At 71.1% G+C, this 16,775-nt stretch carries 12 protein-coding genes and 1 pseudogene; 6 read left to right on the top strand and 7 right to left on the bottom strand.

The window, feature by feature from the left end:
* Window positions 1–6 precede the first annotated feature (6 nt).
* A complete protein-coding gene (locus tag IW248_RS17570) occupies window positions 7–915 on the bottom strand; it encodes an alpha/beta fold hydrolase (RefSeq protein ID WP_307788024.1) in 909 nt (302 codons plus the stop codon).
* Window positions 916–1,135: 220 nt separating this feature from the next.
* Between IW248_RS17570 and miaB the strand changes: the two genes are divergently transcribed.
* Window positions 1,136–2,629: a tRNA (N6-isopentenyl adenosine(37)-C2)-methylthiotransferase MiaB gene (miaB, locus tag IW248_RS17565; protein WP_196927865.1), complete on the top strand. Its 1,494-nt coding sequence runs from the start codon at window positions 1,136–1,138 to the stop codon at window positions 2,627–2,629.
* A 48-nt stretch (window positions 2,630–2,677) separates the two neighbouring features.
* Here miaB and IW248_RS17560 read toward each other — a convergent pair whose 3' ends face one another.
* The 4 genes and pseudogenes from IW248_RS17560 to IW248_RS17550 all read right to left on the bottom strand — a co-directional run bounded on the left by IW248_RS17560 (window position 2,678) and on the right by IW248_RS17550 (window position 7,793).
* The gene (locus IW248_RS17560; RefSeq protein ID WP_443673280.1) at window positions 2,678–3,631 is read right to left on the bottom strand and encodes a pectate lyase family protein; all 954 of its coding nucleotides are present in this window, start codon (window positions 3,629–3,631) and stop codon (window positions 2,678–2,680) included.
* Window positions 3,632–3,673: 42 nt separating this feature from the next.
* A pseudogene (locus tag IW248_RS33980) lies at window positions 3,674–4,024 on the bottom strand (cellulose binding domain-containing protein); the annotation flags it as partial.
* 237 nt (window positions 4,025–4,261) lie between these two features.
* Window positions 4,262–5,860: a cellulase family glycosylhydrolase gene (locus tag IW248_RS17555; protein ID WP_196927863.1), complete on the bottom strand. Its 1,599-nt coding sequence runs from the start codon at window positions 5,858–5,860 to the stop codon at window positions 4,262–4,264.
* A gap of 724 nt (window positions 5,861–6,584) precedes the next feature.
* Window positions 6,585–7,793 (bottom strand): DUF349 domain-containing protein, encoded by a 1,209-nt coding sequence (locus tag IW248_RS17550; protein WP_196927862.1) that lies wholly within the window; start codon window positions 7,791–7,793, stop codon window positions 6,585–6,587.
* A 201-nt stretch (window positions 7,794–7,994) separates the two neighbouring features.
* Between IW248_RS17550 and IW248_RS17545 the strand changes: the two genes are divergently transcribed.
* From IW248_RS17545 to dapF, 3 genes are read left to right on the top strand one after another with little or no spacing between them, the layout of a single operon-like run.
* Window positions 7,995–8,711, top strand: a complete 717-nt coding sequence (locus IW248_RS17545; RefSeq protein WP_372432506.1) for a class III extradiol ring-cleavage dioxygenase family protein — start codon at window positions 7,995–7,997, stop codon at window positions 8,709–8,711.
* Window positions 8,708–9,631 (top strand): tRNA (adenosine(37)-N6)-dimethylallyltransferase MiaA, encoded by a 924-nt coding sequence (miaA, locus tag IW248_RS17540; RefSeq protein ID WP_196927861.1) that lies wholly within the window; start codon window positions 8,708–8,710, stop codon window positions 9,629–9,631. The genes IW248_RS17545 and miaA overlap by 4 nt, the downstream gene beginning before the upstream one ends.
* 7 nt (window positions 9,632–9,638) lie before the next feature.
* Window positions 9,639–10,475: a diaminopimelate epimerase gene (dapF, locus tag IW248_RS17535; protein ID WP_196927860.1), complete on the top strand. Its 837-nt coding sequence runs from the start codon at window positions 9,639–9,641 to the stop codon at window positions 10,473–10,475.
* Window positions 10,476–10,580: 105 nt separating this feature from the next.
* Here the strand turns inward: dapF and IW248_RS17530 are convergent, their stop codons facing one another.
* Window positions 10,581–12,047 (bottom strand): NAD-dependent malic enzyme, encoded by a 1,467-nt coding sequence (locus IW248_RS17530; protein ID WP_124818506.1) that lies wholly within the window; start codon window positions 12,045–12,047, stop codon window positions 10,581–10,583.
* A 183-nt stretch (window positions 12,048–12,230) separates the two neighbouring features.
* Here IW248_RS17530 and hflX point away from each other — a divergent pair, with 183 nt between their 5' ends.
* Both hflX and IW248_RS17520 read left to right on the top strand, forming a co-directional pair.
* Window positions 12,231–13,685: a GTPase HflX gene (hflX, locus tag IW248_RS17525; RefSeq protein ID WP_124818508.1), complete on the top strand. Its 1,455-nt coding sequence runs from the start codon at window positions 12,231–12,233 to the stop codon at window positions 13,683–13,685.
* Between the two features lie 50 nt (window positions 13,686–13,735).
* Entirely contained in the window at window positions 13,736–15,424 is a 1,689-nt protein-coding gene (locus IW248_RS17520) for a hypothetical protein (protein WP_196927859.1), read from the top strand.
* Between the two features lie 73 nt (window positions 15,425–15,497).
* Here the strand turns inward: IW248_RS17520 and lexA are convergent, their stop codons facing one another.
* Window positions 15,498–16,283 (bottom strand): transcriptional repressor LexA, encoded by a 786-nt coding sequence (lexA, locus tag IW248_RS17515; protein ID WP_124822214.1) that lies wholly within the window; start codon window positions 16,281–16,283, stop codon window positions 15,498–15,500.
* Between the last annotated feature and the right edge of the window lie 492 nt (window positions 16,284–16,775).

Below are 16,775 nucleotides of genomic sequence, written 5' to 3'. Positions count from 1 at the left end.
CGACGCTCAGAGTTGCGGGCTAGTCGCGAGGGCCGGCGTGGCCAGCCAGGTCAGGGTCTGCGGCAGGATCTCCACCGCCCCGAAGTGCGCGGCGCCGGGCTGCACCTGCACCTCGGCGCGCGGAATCCGTGCGGCGAGCCAGTGGGAGTGCTCCACCGGGGAGAAGCGGTCCTGCTCGCCGTGCCAGAGCCGGACCTCCGCGCGGATGGCGCCCAGGTCGAACCCCCAGCCGCGCCGGATCGCCAACACGTCGTCGATCCAACCCTCGGGGCCGTGCCGCACCGCCTCGGAGTACATGTCGGTCAGCAGTCGGCGGATCGCGACGTCGTCGACGACCCGGATGTCCTCGTCGGGCAGTTGGGGGCGGAGGAAGTCCAGCAGCGTCATCGGGTCCCGACGGGCCTCGTCCGCGCGAACCTTCAGGTTGAGCGTCAGCTCGGCCAGGTCCTCGTCGGCCTGCCCGTAGTCCTCCACGTTCGATTCCGCCATGCCCGCGTACCAGTCCAGGTCGGGCGCGCCGGCCGGGGCGAGCCCCACCAGCACGGCGGCCCGGGTGACCCGGTCCGGCAGCAGCGCGGCGCAGGCCAGGGCGTGTGGCCCGCCACCGGAGCGGCCCACCACCGAGAACCGGTCGATGCCGAGGTCGTCGGCGATCGCCGCCACGTCGGCGGCGGCGTCGGCCACCCGCCGGCCCTCGTGCCGGTCGGAGTCGCCGTACCCGGGCCGGTCGTAACAGACGAGGTGCACGCCGAGGCGGTAGACGACGATGCCCCGGGGTCGAGGGCCGCTGCGGCTGCCCGGGGTGCCGTGCAGCAGGAAGACCGCCGGCCCGTCCGGCGCTCCCGAGGTCTCCACCGCGAGGTGCCGCCCGTCCGGGGTCGTGACGGTGCGCTGTGTCGCATCTTGTCGCGTCACGGTTGGCCTCCCGCGGGTCGTCATGTGCTCCCCCGTGAACGGAGCCGCGCATCGTCGGCGCCGAGTGCAAAGCCCCCGAAATCGCCCAGAACACATTCTTGTTGTGCAGCGTACTGCCCGTCGTGGATGCCCGCCATGGGCCAGCGGGTCAATGCCGGTGGGTTGGGCCCCCCGAACGGGCCGCTACCCTGGTAGCCCGAGGGGAAGGGGCACCAAGAGGGTGGCTAGGACCTACAACGTCGTGACGTACGGCTGCCAGATGAACGTGCACGATTCTGAGCGGATCTCCGGCCTGCTCGAACAGGCCGGCTACGTGCGTGCGGTGCCGACCGACGACACCCCGGACATCGTTGTCTTCAACACCTGCGCGGTGCGCGAGAACGCGGACAACCGGCTCTACGGCAACCTCGGTCGCCTGCGCCCGGTCAAGGACAAGCACCCCGGGATGCAGATCGCGGTCGGCGGCTGCCTGGCCCAGAAGGACCGGGGCGACATCGTCCGCAAGGCGCCCTGGGTGGACGTGGTCTTCGGCACCCACAACATCGGCGCGCTGCCGGTGCTGCTGGAGCGGGCCCGGCACAACGCCGCCGCCGAGGTGGAGATCCTGGAGTCCCTCGACGTCTTCCCGTCCACGCTGCCCACCCGCCGCGAGTCCACATACGCCGGCTGGGTGTCGATCTCGGTGGGATGCAACAACACCTGCACGTTCTGCATCGTGCCGGCGCTGCGCGGCAAGGAGAAGGACCGCCGCCCCGGCGACATCCTCTCCGAGGTGCGCGCCCTGGTCGACGAGGGTGTGCTGGAGGTGACCCTGCTCGGGCAGAACGTCAACTCCTACGGTGTCGAGTTCGGCGACCGGTACGCGTTCGGCAAGCTGCTGCGGGCCTGCGGCGACATCGACGGGTTGGAGCGCGTCCGGTTCACCAGCCCGCACCCGAAGGACTTCACCGACGACGTGATCGCCGCGATGGCCGAGACGCCGAACGTCTGCCACTCGCTGCACATGCCGTTGCAGTCCGGCTCCGACGACGTGCTCCGGGCGATGCGCCGGTCCTACCGTTCCGAGCGTTACCTGGGGATCATCGAGAAGGTCCGCGCGGCGATGCCGGACGCGGCCATCACCACCGACATCATCGTCGGCTTCCCCGGTGAGACCGAGGCGGACTTCCAGCGCACCCTGGACGTGGTCCGGGAGGCCCGGTTCTCCTCGGCCTTCACCTTCCAGTACTCGAAGCGGCCCGGCACCCCGGCCGCGACCATGGACGATCAGCTGCCCAAGCAGGTCGTGCAGGAGCGCTACGAGCGGTTGATCACCTGCGTCGAGGAGATCACCTGGGCGGAGAACAAGCGCCTCGTGGGGGAGACCGTCGAGGTGCTGGTAGCGGTCGGTGAGGGCCGCAAGGACGAGCGGACCGGCCGGATGTCCGGACGGGCGCGCGACGGTCGGCTCGTGCACTTCGCGACCGAGGCCGCCGGCGGGGAGTCCCTCGCTGGTCAGATCCGGCCCGGCGACATCGTGCACACCGCGATCACGTACGCCGCACCGCACCACCTGAACGCCGACGGGGTGCCGGTGGCGCACCGCCGCACCCGGGCCGGCGACGCGGCCGAGGCGGGTCGCTCCCCGCGTACTCCCGGGGTTCTGCTCGGTCTGCCGACGATCGGCGCACCGCCGGTCGCGCCTGCCCCCGCCGCTGGCTGCGCCACCCACTGACGCACGGAAGGGCCCCTGGACGAGGGGCCCTTCCGCGAGAGGCTCGGGTCAGACGGTGATCCGGCCGGCGCCGGCGCCCGCCGTCACGATGGACTTGACGTTGCTCGCGGTGTCCAGCTGGTAGGAGTACGGGATGCTGGCCACGCTGCCGCCGGCCTGCCCGGTGGGCGAGTTGACGAAGTGGTTGTTGCGGGCGACCAGGCTGCCGGGCCCGGAGTCCCCCTCACCGCGGTGGTACGGGTCGTCGACGTTCTCGAAGTAGTTGCCCTCGACGAGCACCCCGGCGTTCTCGGTGGACGCGACGCCGTAGCCGCCGTTGGCCCGGTAGTAGTTGTTGTACACGTGCACCGGGTTGCCGAAGCGCACCCGGGGGTTGCGCTGGTTGCTGCCGTCGAACCAGTTGTGGTGGTAGCTGACCCGCAGGTGACCGACGTCCTGGCTGGCGTTGTCGTCGCTGTGGCCGAGCAACATGGTCTTGTCGTGGCTGAAGACCCGGTTCCACGAGACGGTGACGAAGTCCGAGCCGCGCTTGATGTCGACGGCGCCGTCGTACCCGTTGCTGAAGCTGTTGTGGTCGATCCAGATGTTGGTGGCCGACTCCTGCACGTTGATCGCGTCGTCGTTCCAGCTGCGGAAGGTCAGATTGCGGATGATCACGTTGCGGTCACCGCTGACGTTGAACCCGCAGCCGGCGATGGTCGCGCCGTAGTTGCCGAGGATGGTCTTGTTGGACCGGACCCGCAGCATGCCCGAGCAGGTGATGGTCCCGGACACCCGGATCACCGCGGCGCCTGTCGCGTTCAGCGCGCTGGTGAGTGCGGAGGCGGTGGTGACTGTGGTGATGGCGGCGTTGCCACCGCCGGTGGTGCCGCCGTTCTGGGTGGCCCAGCCGACCAGTGTCGACGGCTGCTGGGTGCTGGGCGGGGGAGTGCTCGACGGAGGCGGGGTGGTCGGCGGCGGGGTGGTCGGTGTGGTGCTGCCGGTGCAGGCGACGTTGTTCAGGGTGAAGCTGCTCGGAGCCGGGTTGCTGGAGTTCCAGCTCGCGTTGAAGCCGAACGTGGCGCTGGCGTTGGTCGCGAGGTTGCCGTTGTAGTCGACGTTTGTCGCGGAGACCTGGCTGCCGCTCTGCGAGGCGGTGGCGCCCCACGCCTGGCTGACCTGCTGACCGTCGCCGTACGACCAGCGCAGCGTCCACCCGGCGACCGGGTCGCCGAGGTTGGTGACTGTGACGTTGCCGGTGAATCCGCCCGGCCACTGGCTGGCGACCGAGTAGGCCACCTGGCAGCCGGCGGCCGCCTGGGCGGACACGGAGGTCAGCAGCCCGGCGGTGACCAGGGTGGCGGTGGCTGCGGCGGTGGTGGCGATCAGCGTCGTTCGACGCCGTCCTGTGCGCATGCTGCTTCCTTTCGATGAGGCGGACGGGGGGTGTCGCGACGCCCATGCCCGTGGGCGGCGAATCCCGGCCGGGACCAGTGGTCCTCGGGCCCGCCAGTGCAGGTTCGTGAAGGAGAGCGGCTCCCGCGCTCGCGCCCACCGACGAAGAGGCAAGCGCTTTCCCGATAAGAACATAGAAGAACCTAGATGTAAATGGCCGGGACGGCCGATGCGGTGCGCACCGGCCGTCCCGGTGGATCAGCAGCTGGTGCCGCTGAGTTTCACGGTTCCCGGCGCGCTGGCGGTGCCGTTGGCGGTGAATCCCACGGTGACCGACCCGCCCGCCGGCAGGGACGGGGCGTGGCTCGGCGCGGCCGCGGTGACAGTCGTGCCGGACTGCGTGACCGTGGCGTTCCAGCCACTGCCCAGCGTCACCCCGGACGGCCAACTCCAGGTGACCGACCACGGGTTCACCGCGCCAGTGCCGGTGTTCTTCACTGTCAACTCGCTCTGGAAGCCGCCCTGCCAGGCATTGACCTGCCGGTAGGTGGCCGTGCAGGCGCCGGTCGGCGGGTCCGTCGGCGGGTCGGTCGGCGGGTCCGTCGGACCGCCGGTCGGTCCGCCGCCACCAGACGGTGCGATCAGGTACGGCTGGAGGATCGCCTGCTTGGCGGTGTTGATGTTGGTCCAGTCGTCCAGCGCGATGCCGCCGGTGTCACCCGAGTTGGGGTTCCATGACCAGTAGGTGAAGGACATCCCGGTCACCCCGGTCCCGGTGTACGCCATCAGCTTCTCCAGCCACACCTTGTCCTTCGGGTCGACCAGGGTGCTGCCGAACTCGCCCATCATGATCGGCGCGATGTTCTGCTTGTAGAGGTATCCGAAGTACTTGTCCCAGATGGCCGGCATGTTCGCCGGGTAGTCCGGGGCGTCGAACCAGGTCTGCCGGTACACCGAGGTGGCGTACTCGTGCGGCGAGTAGACCAACCGGTTCGCCACACTCAGCCGGACCGGGAACTGGCCCGCCTTCGACAGGTTGCCACCCCACCAACCGCAGTCCTCGTCGTTGCTCGGGTCGTTGTCCCAGACGTTGGAGAGACCGCCGCTCGGGCAGCTCACCCCCTCCACGAAGATCAACCAGTTGGGTTGGACACCGAGGATGGCGTTTCCGGCCCGCTCGGCGGCGAGCCGCCAGTCCCGCGTCGTGTCGCCACAGCCCCAGCACGCGCCGGTCGCCGCCGGGTTGGTGCCCTCCGCGTGCGGCTCGTTGTGCAGGTCCGCGCCGATCACCGTCGGGTTGCCCGCGTACCGCTGGGCGAGCATCTTCCAGTCGTTGATCCAGGTCGCCTCGGAGACCGTCGACGTGTACCAGAGCGCCGACTGCCCGGCCGCCGTCGGCCGGTGCCGGTCCAGGATGATCCGCATGCCCTTGCTGCCGGCGTAGTCGATCACCTTGTCCAGGATCTGCAACGGCGAGAGCCCGATCAGGTCCGGGTTCACGAAGTCGTTGATCCCACTGGCGGTCGCGCCCGACTTCAGCGCGTCGTTCGAGTACGGCACCCGCAACGTGTTGTAACCCAACCGGGCCATCGTGTCGAGCTGCCCCTTCCACGGGTTGTTCGACCACAGCCCGTGGAAAGTCTTGTTGTCGGTCTCCATGCCGAACCAGTTGATGCCGGTCAACCGGACCGTCGCACCGGTGCTGTCCACGATCTGGTTGCCGCTGGTGTGCAGATAACCCGTACCGGTGCCAGCGGCAACGGCCGGGCTGGTGCTGACGGCGGTGGCGAGGAACACGCCGGCCGCGACGGTGGCGAGCGCAGTGAGCGCGCCGCCGAGAGCTTTAGGACGGAACATTCGAGCTCCACTTCGGAGGTCCGGCGCCGTCCAGAAACGACGCCGGCGGCGGCCGTCCGCACGTCACGGCCCCCCAGGGGTACGCGGACAGTGCGCGACGGCCCATGTCACGCTGACGTGGTCACTCGCGGAAGCTCACCGGCGACCCTCGACGGCGGATGTTCCGCCTCCGTCGCCCTCGTGCCGGTGGCCCTACCTGGCTCCGTCGCTCATTCTGATCAACCCACGCCGATGCGTCAACCTGCCCACAAGCCGCGCTACCCGCGCCCACCCCCGCCGCCCCCGCCCGAGCACGGCGCGCGTCGTGCCCGGGCCCCGCGCGCGCCGTCCGCTCTGCCCGCGTGCGCCGTCCGCTCTGGCCGTCAAGATCCGCGCAACATCAGGGATGTTGCTGTCTCCCGCGTGTCCGAGGCAGCAACACCCGGGAAGTTGCGTGGATCTTGACGCGAGCGCGAGCGCGAGCGCGGACCGTGGGCGCGGCGCGCCCGGGGTGGTGGGGGACGTGAGGCGCGCGGGTAGGACGAGGCGCGGGGTGCCTGAGCGCAGCGCAGGGGCGGTTGAGGCCGCAAGTGTTGCAAGCGACGCAAGTGGCGCACGACGCAAGTGAACGCAAGTGGCGGTTGGTGCGAGTGGCGCAAGTGGCGCGTGGCGCGAGTGGCGCAGGGCGGACACGCGGGAGCCCCCGGTCCCGTCGAGGGACCGGGGGCTCCCGGAAGACGTCAGCTCAGCCGGCCTGCTCGGCGAGTTGGAGGAACTGCCGCTTGGAGGCGAGGGCCTGCTCGGCCTCCTTGATCCGGCGTGCGTCCCCGGCGCTCTGCGCCCGGGCCAGCCGGTCCTCGGCCTCCGCCACCTGCGTCCGCATCTGGGCGAGCAGCGGGTTGTCCTCCTTGGTGGTGCGGCGCCACGCCGATTCCATCACGTCACGGACCTTGTCGTCGATGACGCGCAGTCGGCGCTCCAGCCCGGCGGCCGCCTCGCGGGGCACCCGGCCGGCCTCGTGCCACTGGGCCTGGATCTCCCGCAGCTTGGCCTGGGCACCCTTGGGGTCGGCGTCGATGTCCAACGCCTCGGCCTCGGCGAGCAGGGCCTGCTTACGCTCCAGGTTGCCGCGCTGCTCGTTGTCCCGTGCGGAGAAGACCTCGCTGCGCCGGCTGAAGAAGGCGTCCTGGGCACCCCGGAACCGTTCCCAGAGCTTCTGCTCGGCTTCCTTGGAGGCGCGCGGAGCGGCCTTCCACTGGGTCATCAGGTCCTTGAGCTGGTTGGCGGTGGCGGCCCAGTCGGTGGATTCCTGGAGCTTCTCCGCCTCGGCGACCAGCTCCTCCTTGGCGGTCTGCGCCTGCTTGCGCTGCGAGTCCAGGGAGGCGAAGTGGGCGCCGCGGCGACGGGTGAAGCCGTCCCGGGCGGCGGCGAACCGCTTCCACAGCTCACCGTCGGCCTTCTTGTCGACCCCGCGGATGGTCTTCCACTCGTCGAGGATCTCCTTGAGCCGGTCCCCGGCGGTCTTCCACCCGGTGGATTCGGCGGCCAGCTTCTCGGCCTCCTCGACCAGCGCGGTCTTGCGGGCCAGGGCCTCGCCGCGGGCGGCGTCCCGGGCGGCGCGCGCTTCGCCGGCCTTCTCCTCGGCGAGAGTGGCCAGCTTGTCCAGGCGTGCGGCCAGCGCGTCGATGTCGCCGACCACGTTGGCCTCGGGCAGCGTGGTGCGGATCCGCCGGATCGTGCTCAACGAGTGCCCGGCGTCCGCCGCACCCGACTTGAGTCGCGCCTCGGTCAGGTCCACCTCGGTCACCAGGTCGGCGAAGCGGCGGGCGAAGTGCGCCAGGCCCTCCTCCGGTGCTCCCGCCTGCCAGGATCCGACCACCCGCTCTCCCTCGGTGGTCTTGACGTACACGGTGCCGTCCGCGTCCACCCGTCCGAAGGCAGTCCAGTCGCTCATGTGCCCATCCTCGTTCTCCCGGCGTCGAGGGATCGATCCCCCGTCGCCGCCACGGCGCAGCCAAGTTGCTTCCGGCATTGTCACAGGTCCGACCCGGTCCGCGTCGAGCGCCTATCGCCGACCGTGACCATACGGTGTCCTAGGGGCCGAATGACCGGATCGGCGCGGAGACGCACCGGGGATTCCCGCTACGGTGAACGGGTGCCACTGGTCGCCGCCGCTGTCTGCCCGCATCCGCCCCTGCTCGTGCCCGAGGTGGCCGGCTCCGCGGCCCCGGAGTTGGACGATCTGCGCGCGGCCTGTGACACCGCCGTCCGCCGGCTGTTGGCCACCGATCCGGACATTGTGGTGCTGCTGGGCACCGGCCCGGTGACCGGCCCGATCCGCACCCCGGCGACCGGTTCCCTCCAGCCCTGGGGTGTCGACCTGGACGTGCCGCTGGTGCCCGGTCAGCCGGACCGGGGCGCGGTGCTGCCGTTGAGCCTGACCATCGGCGCGTGGCTGCTGGCCCGCCACGACACCCGACCGCCGGTGACCGCCGTGCAGGTGGCCGCCGACGCCGGCCCGGCCGAGCTGGCCGCGCTCGCCGACGACGTCGGCGCCGCCGGTGACCGGGTGGCGTCCCTGGTGCTCGGGGACGGGTCGGCCTGCCGGGGCGAGAAGGCACCCGGGTACGACGACGCGCGCGCCCTCCCGTACGACCGGGGGGTTGCCGCGGCGCTGGCCGACGCGGACCTGGACGCCCTGCTCGACCTCGATCCGGTGGTGTCGGCGGCGCTGAAGGCCGCCGGTCGCGCTCCCTGGCAGGTGCTGGCCGGCGCGGCCCGCGCGGCCCGCGGAGGGTGGCGCGGTGAGCTGCTGCACGACTCCGCCCCCTACGGTGTGGCCTACTTCGTGGCGTCCTGGGAGCGGGTGTGACAAGCGATGGCGTCGGCACTGTCGTCGCGGTGGTCGGTCCGACCGCGGCCGGCAAGTCGGCGCTGAGTATCGCGTTGGCGCACGCGCTGGACGGGGAGGTGGTCAACGCCGACTCGATGCAGCTCTACCGCGGCATGGACATCGGCACCGCCAAGCTGACCGTCGCCGAGCGGGACGGGGTGCCGCATCACCTGCTGGACATCTGGGAGGTCAGCGAGCCGGCGAGCGTCGCGGAGTACCAGCGCCTGGCCCGCGCGGCGGTGGACGACATCCTGTCCCGGGGCCGGGTGCCGCTGCTGGTCGGTGGCTCCGGGCTGTACGTGCGGGCGGTGTTGGAGCGCTTCGAGTTCCCCGGCACCGACGCGGCGCTGCGGGAGCGGCTGGAACGGGAGTTGGCCGAGGTCGGCCCGGCCCCGCTGTACGCGCGACTGCGCGCCGCCGACCCGGTCGCCGCCGAGGGCATCCTGCCCGGCAACGGTCGGCGGATCGTGCGTGCCCTGGAGGTGATCGAGCTCACCGGCGCGCCGTTCGCCGCCTCGCTGCCGCAGCCCACGCCGTACTACCCGTCGGTGCAGCTCGGCGTCGACCTGGACACCGGCCTGCTGGACGAGCGGATCGCGTTGCGGGTCGACCGGATGTGGGCCGACGGTCTGGTGCCGGAGACCCGTGAGCTGGTCGGGCGCGGGCTCTCCGAGGGGCGGACGGCGAGTCGGGCGCTGGGCTACCAGCAGGTGCTGCGCCTGCTCGCCGGTGAGCTGACCGAGGCGCAGGCGCACGACGAGACGGTGCGGGCCACCCGGCGGTTCGTCCGCCGGCAGCGGTCCTGGTTCCGGCGCGACCCCCGGATCAACTGGTTGGATTCGGCGACCCCGGACCTGATCCGGGCCGCCCTGCGTCTGGTGCCGGCCGCTGCGCGATGATGGGGGAGTGGAGTTCACCAAGGGCCACGGCACCGGCAACGACTTCGTCCTCCTGCCCGACCCGGACGGTCAGCTCGACCTGACATCGGAGCTGGTCGCGGCGCTCTGCGACAGGCGTCGGGGCATCGGCGCGGACGGCGTGTTGCGGGTGGTCCGGGCGGCCAAGCATCCGGACGGCGCGGGTTTGGCCGGCGAGGCCGAGTGGTTCATGGACTACTGGAACGCCGACGGCTCGTTCGCCGAGATGTGTGGCAACGGCGCCCGGGTCTTCGTGCGATACCTGCTCGACACCGGGTTGGCCACGCCCGCCGGCGCGGCGCTCCCGGTGGCCACCCGGGCCGGCGTCGTGCGCGCGCTGGTCGAGGGCGACGCCGTGTCCGTCGAGATGCGCCGACCCCAGGTGTACGACAGTTCCGCCGCCACCCTCGGCGGGCTGACCCTGACCGGTGCGGTGGTGGACGTCGGCAACCCGCACCTGGTCTGCGTGCTGCCGGCCGGCGTGGAGCTGTCGGCGCTGGACCTGACCGTCGCGCCCGGGTTCGACCCGGCGGTCTTCCCGAGCGGGGTGAACGTGGAGTTCATCGTGGCGGGCGACCCGGTCGACGATACCGACGCGCACAGCCTGATGAGGGTGTACGAGCGCGGCAGCGCCGAGACGTTGTCCTGCGGCACCGGTGCCTGCGCGGTGGGCGCGGTGGCCCTGCGTGACGCCGGCCGGGACACCGGACTGGTCGCCGTCGACGTCCCCGGCGGCCGACTGACGGTGACGGTCACCGAGAACTCCTGCTGGCTGTCCGGCCCCGCCGTCCTGGTAGCAACCGGCGAGGTAGACCTCCCCACCTGACCCACCCACCGGGACACCGCGTCGATCATGAAGTTATTGCCAGCCAGCTCGGCGTGTCATGGCAACAACTTCATGATCGACGGAGGGTGGGGCGGGAGGAGGGGGTTACGGGGTTGCGCTGGCGTTGGCCGCGATCTCCGGGAGGTCGGCGGGGCCGGGGTCGGCGGCCGGGAGCGGGCTCGGGTTGTGCGCGGCGGCGCGCACGGCGGCGGCGACCGCCGGGGCGACCCGGGGGTCGAAGACGCTCGGCACGATCACCGTTGGGTTGATCTTCTCTTCGCCGACCACGTCCGCGATGGCCCGAGCGGCCGCGAGGGCCATCTCCTCGGTGAACTCCTCGGCGTGGGCGTCCAGCATGCCGCGGAACACCCCGGGGAACGCGAGCACGTTGTTGATCTGGTTCGGCTGGTCCGAGCGGCCGGTGGCGACCACGGCGGCGTGCTTGCGCGCCTCCCGCGGGTCGACCTCCGGGTCGGGGTTGGCGAGGGCGAAGACGATCGAGTCCTTCGCCATCTGCGCGATGTCGTCGCCGGTGAGCAGGTTCGGCGCGCTGACCCCGATGAACACGTCGGCGCCCCGGATCGCGCCGGGCAGGTCGCCGGAGTAGTTCTCCTTGTTGGTGTTCTCCGCCAGCCACTGCCACGCCGAGTTGAGCCCGGTCAGCCCGCGGTGCAGGGCGCCCTCCCGGTCGTACGCGATGATGTCGCCGACGCCCTGGCGCAGCAGCAGCTTCATGATCGCGGTGCCGGCCGCGCCGGCTCCGGAGACGACCACCCGGACGTCCTCGAGCCGCTTGCCCACCACGCGCAGCGCGTTGGTCAGCGCGGCCAGCACGCAGATCGCGGTGCCGTGCTGGTCGTCGTGGAAGACCGGGATGTCCAGCGCCTCGCGCAGCCGGGCCTCGATCTCGAAGCAGCGCGGCGCGGCGATGTCCTCCAGGTTGATGCCACCGTAGGCCGGCGCGATCGCCTTGACGATCTGCACGATCTCGTCGGTGTCCTGGGTGTCCAGCACCACCGGCCAGGCGTCCACCCCGCCGAAGCGCTTGAACAGCGCGGCCTTGCCCTCCATCACCGGCAGCGACGCGGCCGGGCCGAGGTTGCCCAGGCCGAGGACCGCCGAGCCGTCACTGACCACCGCGACGGTGTTGCGCTTGATGGTCAGTCGCCGTGCGTCGGCCGGGTTCTCGGCGATCGCCATGCAGACCCGGGCCACCCCCGGGGTGTACGCCCGGGACAGCTCGTCGCGGTTGCGCAGCGCGACCTTCGAGGTCACCTCGATCTTGCCGCCCAGGTGCAGCAGGAACGTCCGGTCCGACACCTTGCGCACGTCCACGCCGTCCAGCGCGGTCAGCGCGTCGACCACCTGGTCGGCGTGACCGGCGTCGGCGGTGTCGCAGGTCAGGTCGACGATCACGCTATTCGGGTCCGAGTCCACCACGTCCAGCGCCGTGACGATCGCCCCGGCCTCGCCGACGGAGGTGGTGAGCCGGCCGATCGAGGAAGCGTCCGCGGTCACGGCGATCCGGATGGTGATCGAAAATCCGGCGCTCGGCAGTCGGGTGATGGCCACGGGATCCCTCCGTCACGGCTGTGCGGCCGATCGGCCGCCGCCCGCATTTCTACCGGGTTGTCGCAGCCGACCAGCATTCGCCCCCACTTTTGGCGACCTTCACCATGGGCATATAGCAGGTGCGTTCGGCGTTGTGTCATGTCAGGATTACGTTCTACTTATCAAAACGGACAGGAGAACCGCTTGCGAGACCAGGAGAGCTTTGTCCCCGTCGAGGACGAGCTCGACGACGTCACCACCGGCGAGATGGAGCTGTCGGAGCGACAGTCCCTCCGACGCGTCCCGGGCCTGTCAACCGAGCTCACCGACGTCACCGAGGTGGAATACCGCCAGCTGCGGCTGGAGCGGGTCGTCCTGGTGGGCGTCTGGACCGAAGGCACGATCGCCGACGCGGAGAACTCGCTGGCCGAGCTCGCCGCGCTGGCCGAGACCGCGGGTTCGCAGGTGCTCGAAGGGCTCATCCAACGTCGTACCCGACCCGACCCGGCCACCTACATCGGCCGCGGCAAGGTCGACGACCTCGGCGCGGTGGTGCTCTCCACCGGCGCCGACACGGTCATCTGTGACGGTGAGCTGTCCCCGTCGCAGCTGCGCAACCTGGAGCAGCGCACCAAGGTCAAGGTCGTCGACCGCACCGCGCTGATCCTCGACATCTTCGCCCAGCACGCCAAGAGCAAGGAAGGTAAGGCGCAGGTCGAGCTGGCCCAGCTGCAATACCTGCTGCCCCGACTGCGCGGTTGGGGTGAGACGCTCTCCCGCCAGACCGGTGGTTCCGGCCGAGGCGGCGGCGCCGGTGGCGGTGTGGGTGTGCGTGGTCCCGGTGAGACCAAGCTGGAGACCGACCGGCGGCGTATCCGCCACCGCATCTCCCGGCTGCGTCGGGAGATCAAGAACATGCGGACGGTACGCGTCACCAAGCGTGCCCGACGCACCCGCAACTCCGTCCCCGCCGTGGCCATCGCGGGCTACACCAACGCCGGCAAGTCAAGCCTGCTCAACCGACTGACCGACGCGGGCGTGCTGGTGGAGAACGCGCTGTTCGCGACGTTGGACCCGACCACCCGTAAGGCCACCGCCTCGGACGGGCGGGTCTACACCCTCTCCGACACTGTCGGCTTCGTCCGACACCTGCCGCACCAGATCGTCGAGGCTTTCCGCTCGACGCTGGAGGAGGTCGCGGAGGCGGATCTGGTGGTGCACGTCGTCGACGGCACCCACCCGGATCCGGAGGAGCAGGTCCGTGCGGTGCACGAGGTGCTCGCCGAGGTGAGCGCGGATCGGCTCCCCGAGCTGCTGGTGGTCAACAAGACCGACGCGGCCGACGAGGACACCCTGCTGCGGCTCAAGCGGCTCTGGCCGGACGCGATTTTCGTCTCGGCGTACTCCGGGCGGGGCATGGACGAGCTGCGCGCGGCGATCGAGGACCGGCTGCCGCAGCCGGCCGTGGAGGTCCGGGCGGTCGTGCCGTACGACCGGGGTGACCTGGTGTCCCGGGTGCACCGCACCGGTGAGGTGCTCAGCACGTCGCACCTGCCGGAAGGCACCCTGCTGCATGTCCGCGTCAGTGCGGAGCTGGCTGCTGAGTTGGCGGCGTTCGACGTGGAGCGGCAGGGGCAGGCGGCCGGCAGCAGGTCCTGAGCGGCCACGGCGTCATCCACCGGAAACGCGCGGCATGCGACACTGGCCGAATGCGCCGCGTTGTTTCCTCGGTCACGGTTGCCCTCGGCCTGCTCGGGGCAACCGTGGCGCTCGCCGGAGTCGCCGCTGCGGCTCCCGCCCCTGGGGCGTCGGGGCCGCCCGCCGCCAAACCCGGCCAGAAGCGATGCACGATCGCCGACGAGCGCCTACGGGAGCTGTCCGGGCTGGTCGCCACCAAGAGTGGCTACATCGTCATCAACGACGGCACCGAGGTCACGGCACGCAAGCGGGTCTTCTTCCTGGACACCAAGTGCAAGATCTCGAAGGAGCCGGTCCGTTACTCGGGGCAGGGCCCGTTCGACACCGAGGATCTCGCCCTGTCCAAGGACGGGCGCACCCTCTGGATCGCCGACACCGGTGACAACCCCGACTCGAAGGAGCGCCGCAGCCGCGTCGCGCTCTGGTCGATGCCTGTCACCGGCGGCAAGGAGCCGACTCTGCACCGGCTCTCCTACCCCGAGGCCAAACCGCACGACGCCGAGGCGCTGCTCATCGGCGACGACGGGAAACCACTGATCATCACAAAGGTGACCAGCGGCAAGGCCGAGATCTTCACGCCGTCGGCGGCCCTGAAGAGCGGCGACACCGACCCGGTGCCGATGCGTAAGGCAGGCGAGATCACGCTGCCGAAGACCGAGACGGAGAACACCCTCAACACGTTCGGCCGGATCGCCATCACCGGCGCGTCCCGGGCACCGGACGGCACTCGGGTGGTCCTGCGCACCTACGCGGACGCCTTCGAGTTCGACGTGACCGGTGGCGACATCGTGGGCGCTCTCACCACCGGCAAGCCGCGGGTGACGCCGCTGGCCGACCCGTTCGGCGAGGCCATCAGCTACACCTCGGACGGGAAGTCGTTCGTCACCGTCTCCGACGCCGGCCGGTTCGCCGAAGACGAGCCGCTCGACGTTCTCAGCTACACCCCGTCCAGTTCCACCGCCGTGCCACTGGCTGCGGAGGAGGGCGGCAAGCCGGCCGCCTCGAAATCCTGGACCGACGGGCTGAGCCTCGACGACATCACGTACCTGGTCGGGGCGGTCGGGCTGATCGGCCTGCTGTTGGTCGCCAGCGGCATCTTCGGCATCGTTCGTGCCCGCCGTCGGCCGCCTGGCGCTGACGCGTCCGACGCGTCCGACCCGGATGGCGAGCCGTTCGGCCCGCGTGCGGGTCGTGCCGCCGACGGGTTCCCGGCCGATGACGACCGGAGAAGTGGTGTCTACGGGGGTGGCGCGCCGGCCGGCGGAGCGGTCTACGGCGGTGGTGCGGGTCGCGGCGGCCCAGCCCCGGCGGGTGGCGCGGTGTACGGCGGTGGCGCTCGGCCGGCCCCGGCTGACGGTGGCTACGGTGCGCCAAGACCGGACGGCGGCGGTGCCGGCGTCTACGGCGGCGGCGGCCGTCCCCCGGCGGGTGGCGGCGGTCGTCCCCCGGCCAGCGGCGGCGGTCGTCCCCCAGCGGGCGGCGGTGGCCGTCCACAGGGTGGCGGCGGTCGTCCTGGTGGTGGCGTGTACGGCGGCGACGGCGGTCAGCCCGGTCGCGCGGAGCCGCCCCGGCGCGGTGGGCAGGAGCCCGACTACCGGGGTCAGCGGCCCGGCCGCCGACGCGACGACGACGCGCCGCCCGTCGACCCGTACGGGCAGTATCCCGGGGGCGGTCGCGGTCACCGGGGCGACCGGTACTGATCGGCGCTGAGGCGCTCGTCAGGCCCTGCCGAGCGGTGCGGGTGAGCGCTGTCGGCACTCACCCGCCGATCGGTCAGATCCGGCGTAGCACCGCCACGACCCGGCCCATGATGGTGGCGTCATCGCCGGGAATCGGGTCGAAGGCTGGGTTCTGCGGCATCAGCCAGACGTGCCCGTCGCGCCGCCGGTAGGTCTTGACGGTCGCCTCGCCGTCGAGCATGGCGGCCACGATCTCACCCGAGTCGGCGGTCGGCTGCTGCCGGACGACCACCCAGTCGCCGTCGCAGATCGCCGCGTCGAGCATCGAATCGCCCTTGACCTGGAGCATGAAGACCTCGCCCTCACCCACCAGCTCGCGGGGGAGCGGGAAGATGTCCTCCACGGCCTGCTCGGCGAGGATCGGCCCACCGGCGGCGATCCGACCGAGCATCGGCACGTACGCCGGGGTCGGCCGCTGTGCCCTCGACAACTCGTCGTCGATGGCCTCGCTGGGGGCGCGGACGTCCACCGCGCGCGGCCGGTTCGGGTCGCGGCGCAGGAAGCCCTTCTTCTCCAGCTCCTTGAGCTGGTAGGCGACGCTTGACGGCGACACCAGGCCGACCGCCTCGCCGATCTCTCGGACGCTCGGCGGGTAGCCGTGTCGTTCCACCCAGTTGCGGATGAACTCCAGGATGCGGCGCTGACGGGCGGTCAGGTCGACAGTCGCCGGGTCGGGGAAGGCGCTGACCACCGGGGTGACCGGGCGCACGGCGGGCTGACCCGTCCGGCTGCGCGCGGGGCTGCGGCGTCGGGTGGCCGGGGGGCCCGCCTCGGTGATCTGCTGCGGGCTCTTCGGCCGGCTGGCCCGGTCCTCGGTCACGTCCGTCCTCCCTGGTCGGCGCTGGGTGCCTCGTCGGCTCGTGGTGCGTGCGGTGGTGCCACGTTGTTCATGACCGTATAGGTGAGATCAGTCATTTTCAAACATCTGTACGACCTCTCACCGGCGTGTCGGGGTGAAAAAACACTCCGGTAGTACGGATGTTCTGATAAATGGTACGTCAGGTAGCACTGGTGTTCGATCGTCGACCGTTTTCCGCCCGGGTCTGGCCCACCAGCCGGTAACCCGGGCGGGGCCGTGGCGTTGGGTCTTCGGGCGTGCTGCGGGGCGTGGATGGCCGGATGGTCCGTGACGCGCCGGACACGCCGATCAACTTGACCCGGCTTCCCCGGCGACATACCGTCGACCCCTAGATGTAGTAGTGACACGGGCGTAAGTTGCCTACAGGTTGGGTCTGACTACCGACCGCACTCCCGTAACGTCGATCACGGCGGGCGTCATCCGAGGATGGCACCGTCGCGGTGAGTCGTGTCC

Source organism: Micromonospora ureilytica (assembly GCF_015751765.1).
In the GTDB taxonomy this organism is placed as follows: Bacteria; Actinomycetota; Actinomycetes; order Mycobacteriales; family Micromonosporaceae; genus Micromonospora; species Micromonospora ureilytica.
The sequence above is the reverse complement of the archived record's forward strand: the minus strand, read 5'-3'. Positions and strand labels throughout refer to the sequence as shown.

Excerpts from the sequence above, each read along its gene's own strand:
- IW248_RS17555 (WP_196927863.1), bottom strand. The coding sequence starts at position 5,860 with ATGTTCCGTCCTAAAGCTCTCGGCGGCGCGCTCACTGCGCTCGCCACC.
- IW248_RS17550 (WP_196927862.1), bottom strand. The coding sequence starts at position 7,793 with ATGAGCGACTGGACTGCCTTCGGACGGGTGGACGCGGACGGCACCGTG.
- IW248_RS17520 (WP_196927859.1), top strand. The coding sequence starts at position 13,736 with ATGCGCCGCGTTGTTTCCTCGGTCACGGTTGCCCTCGGCCTGCTCGGG.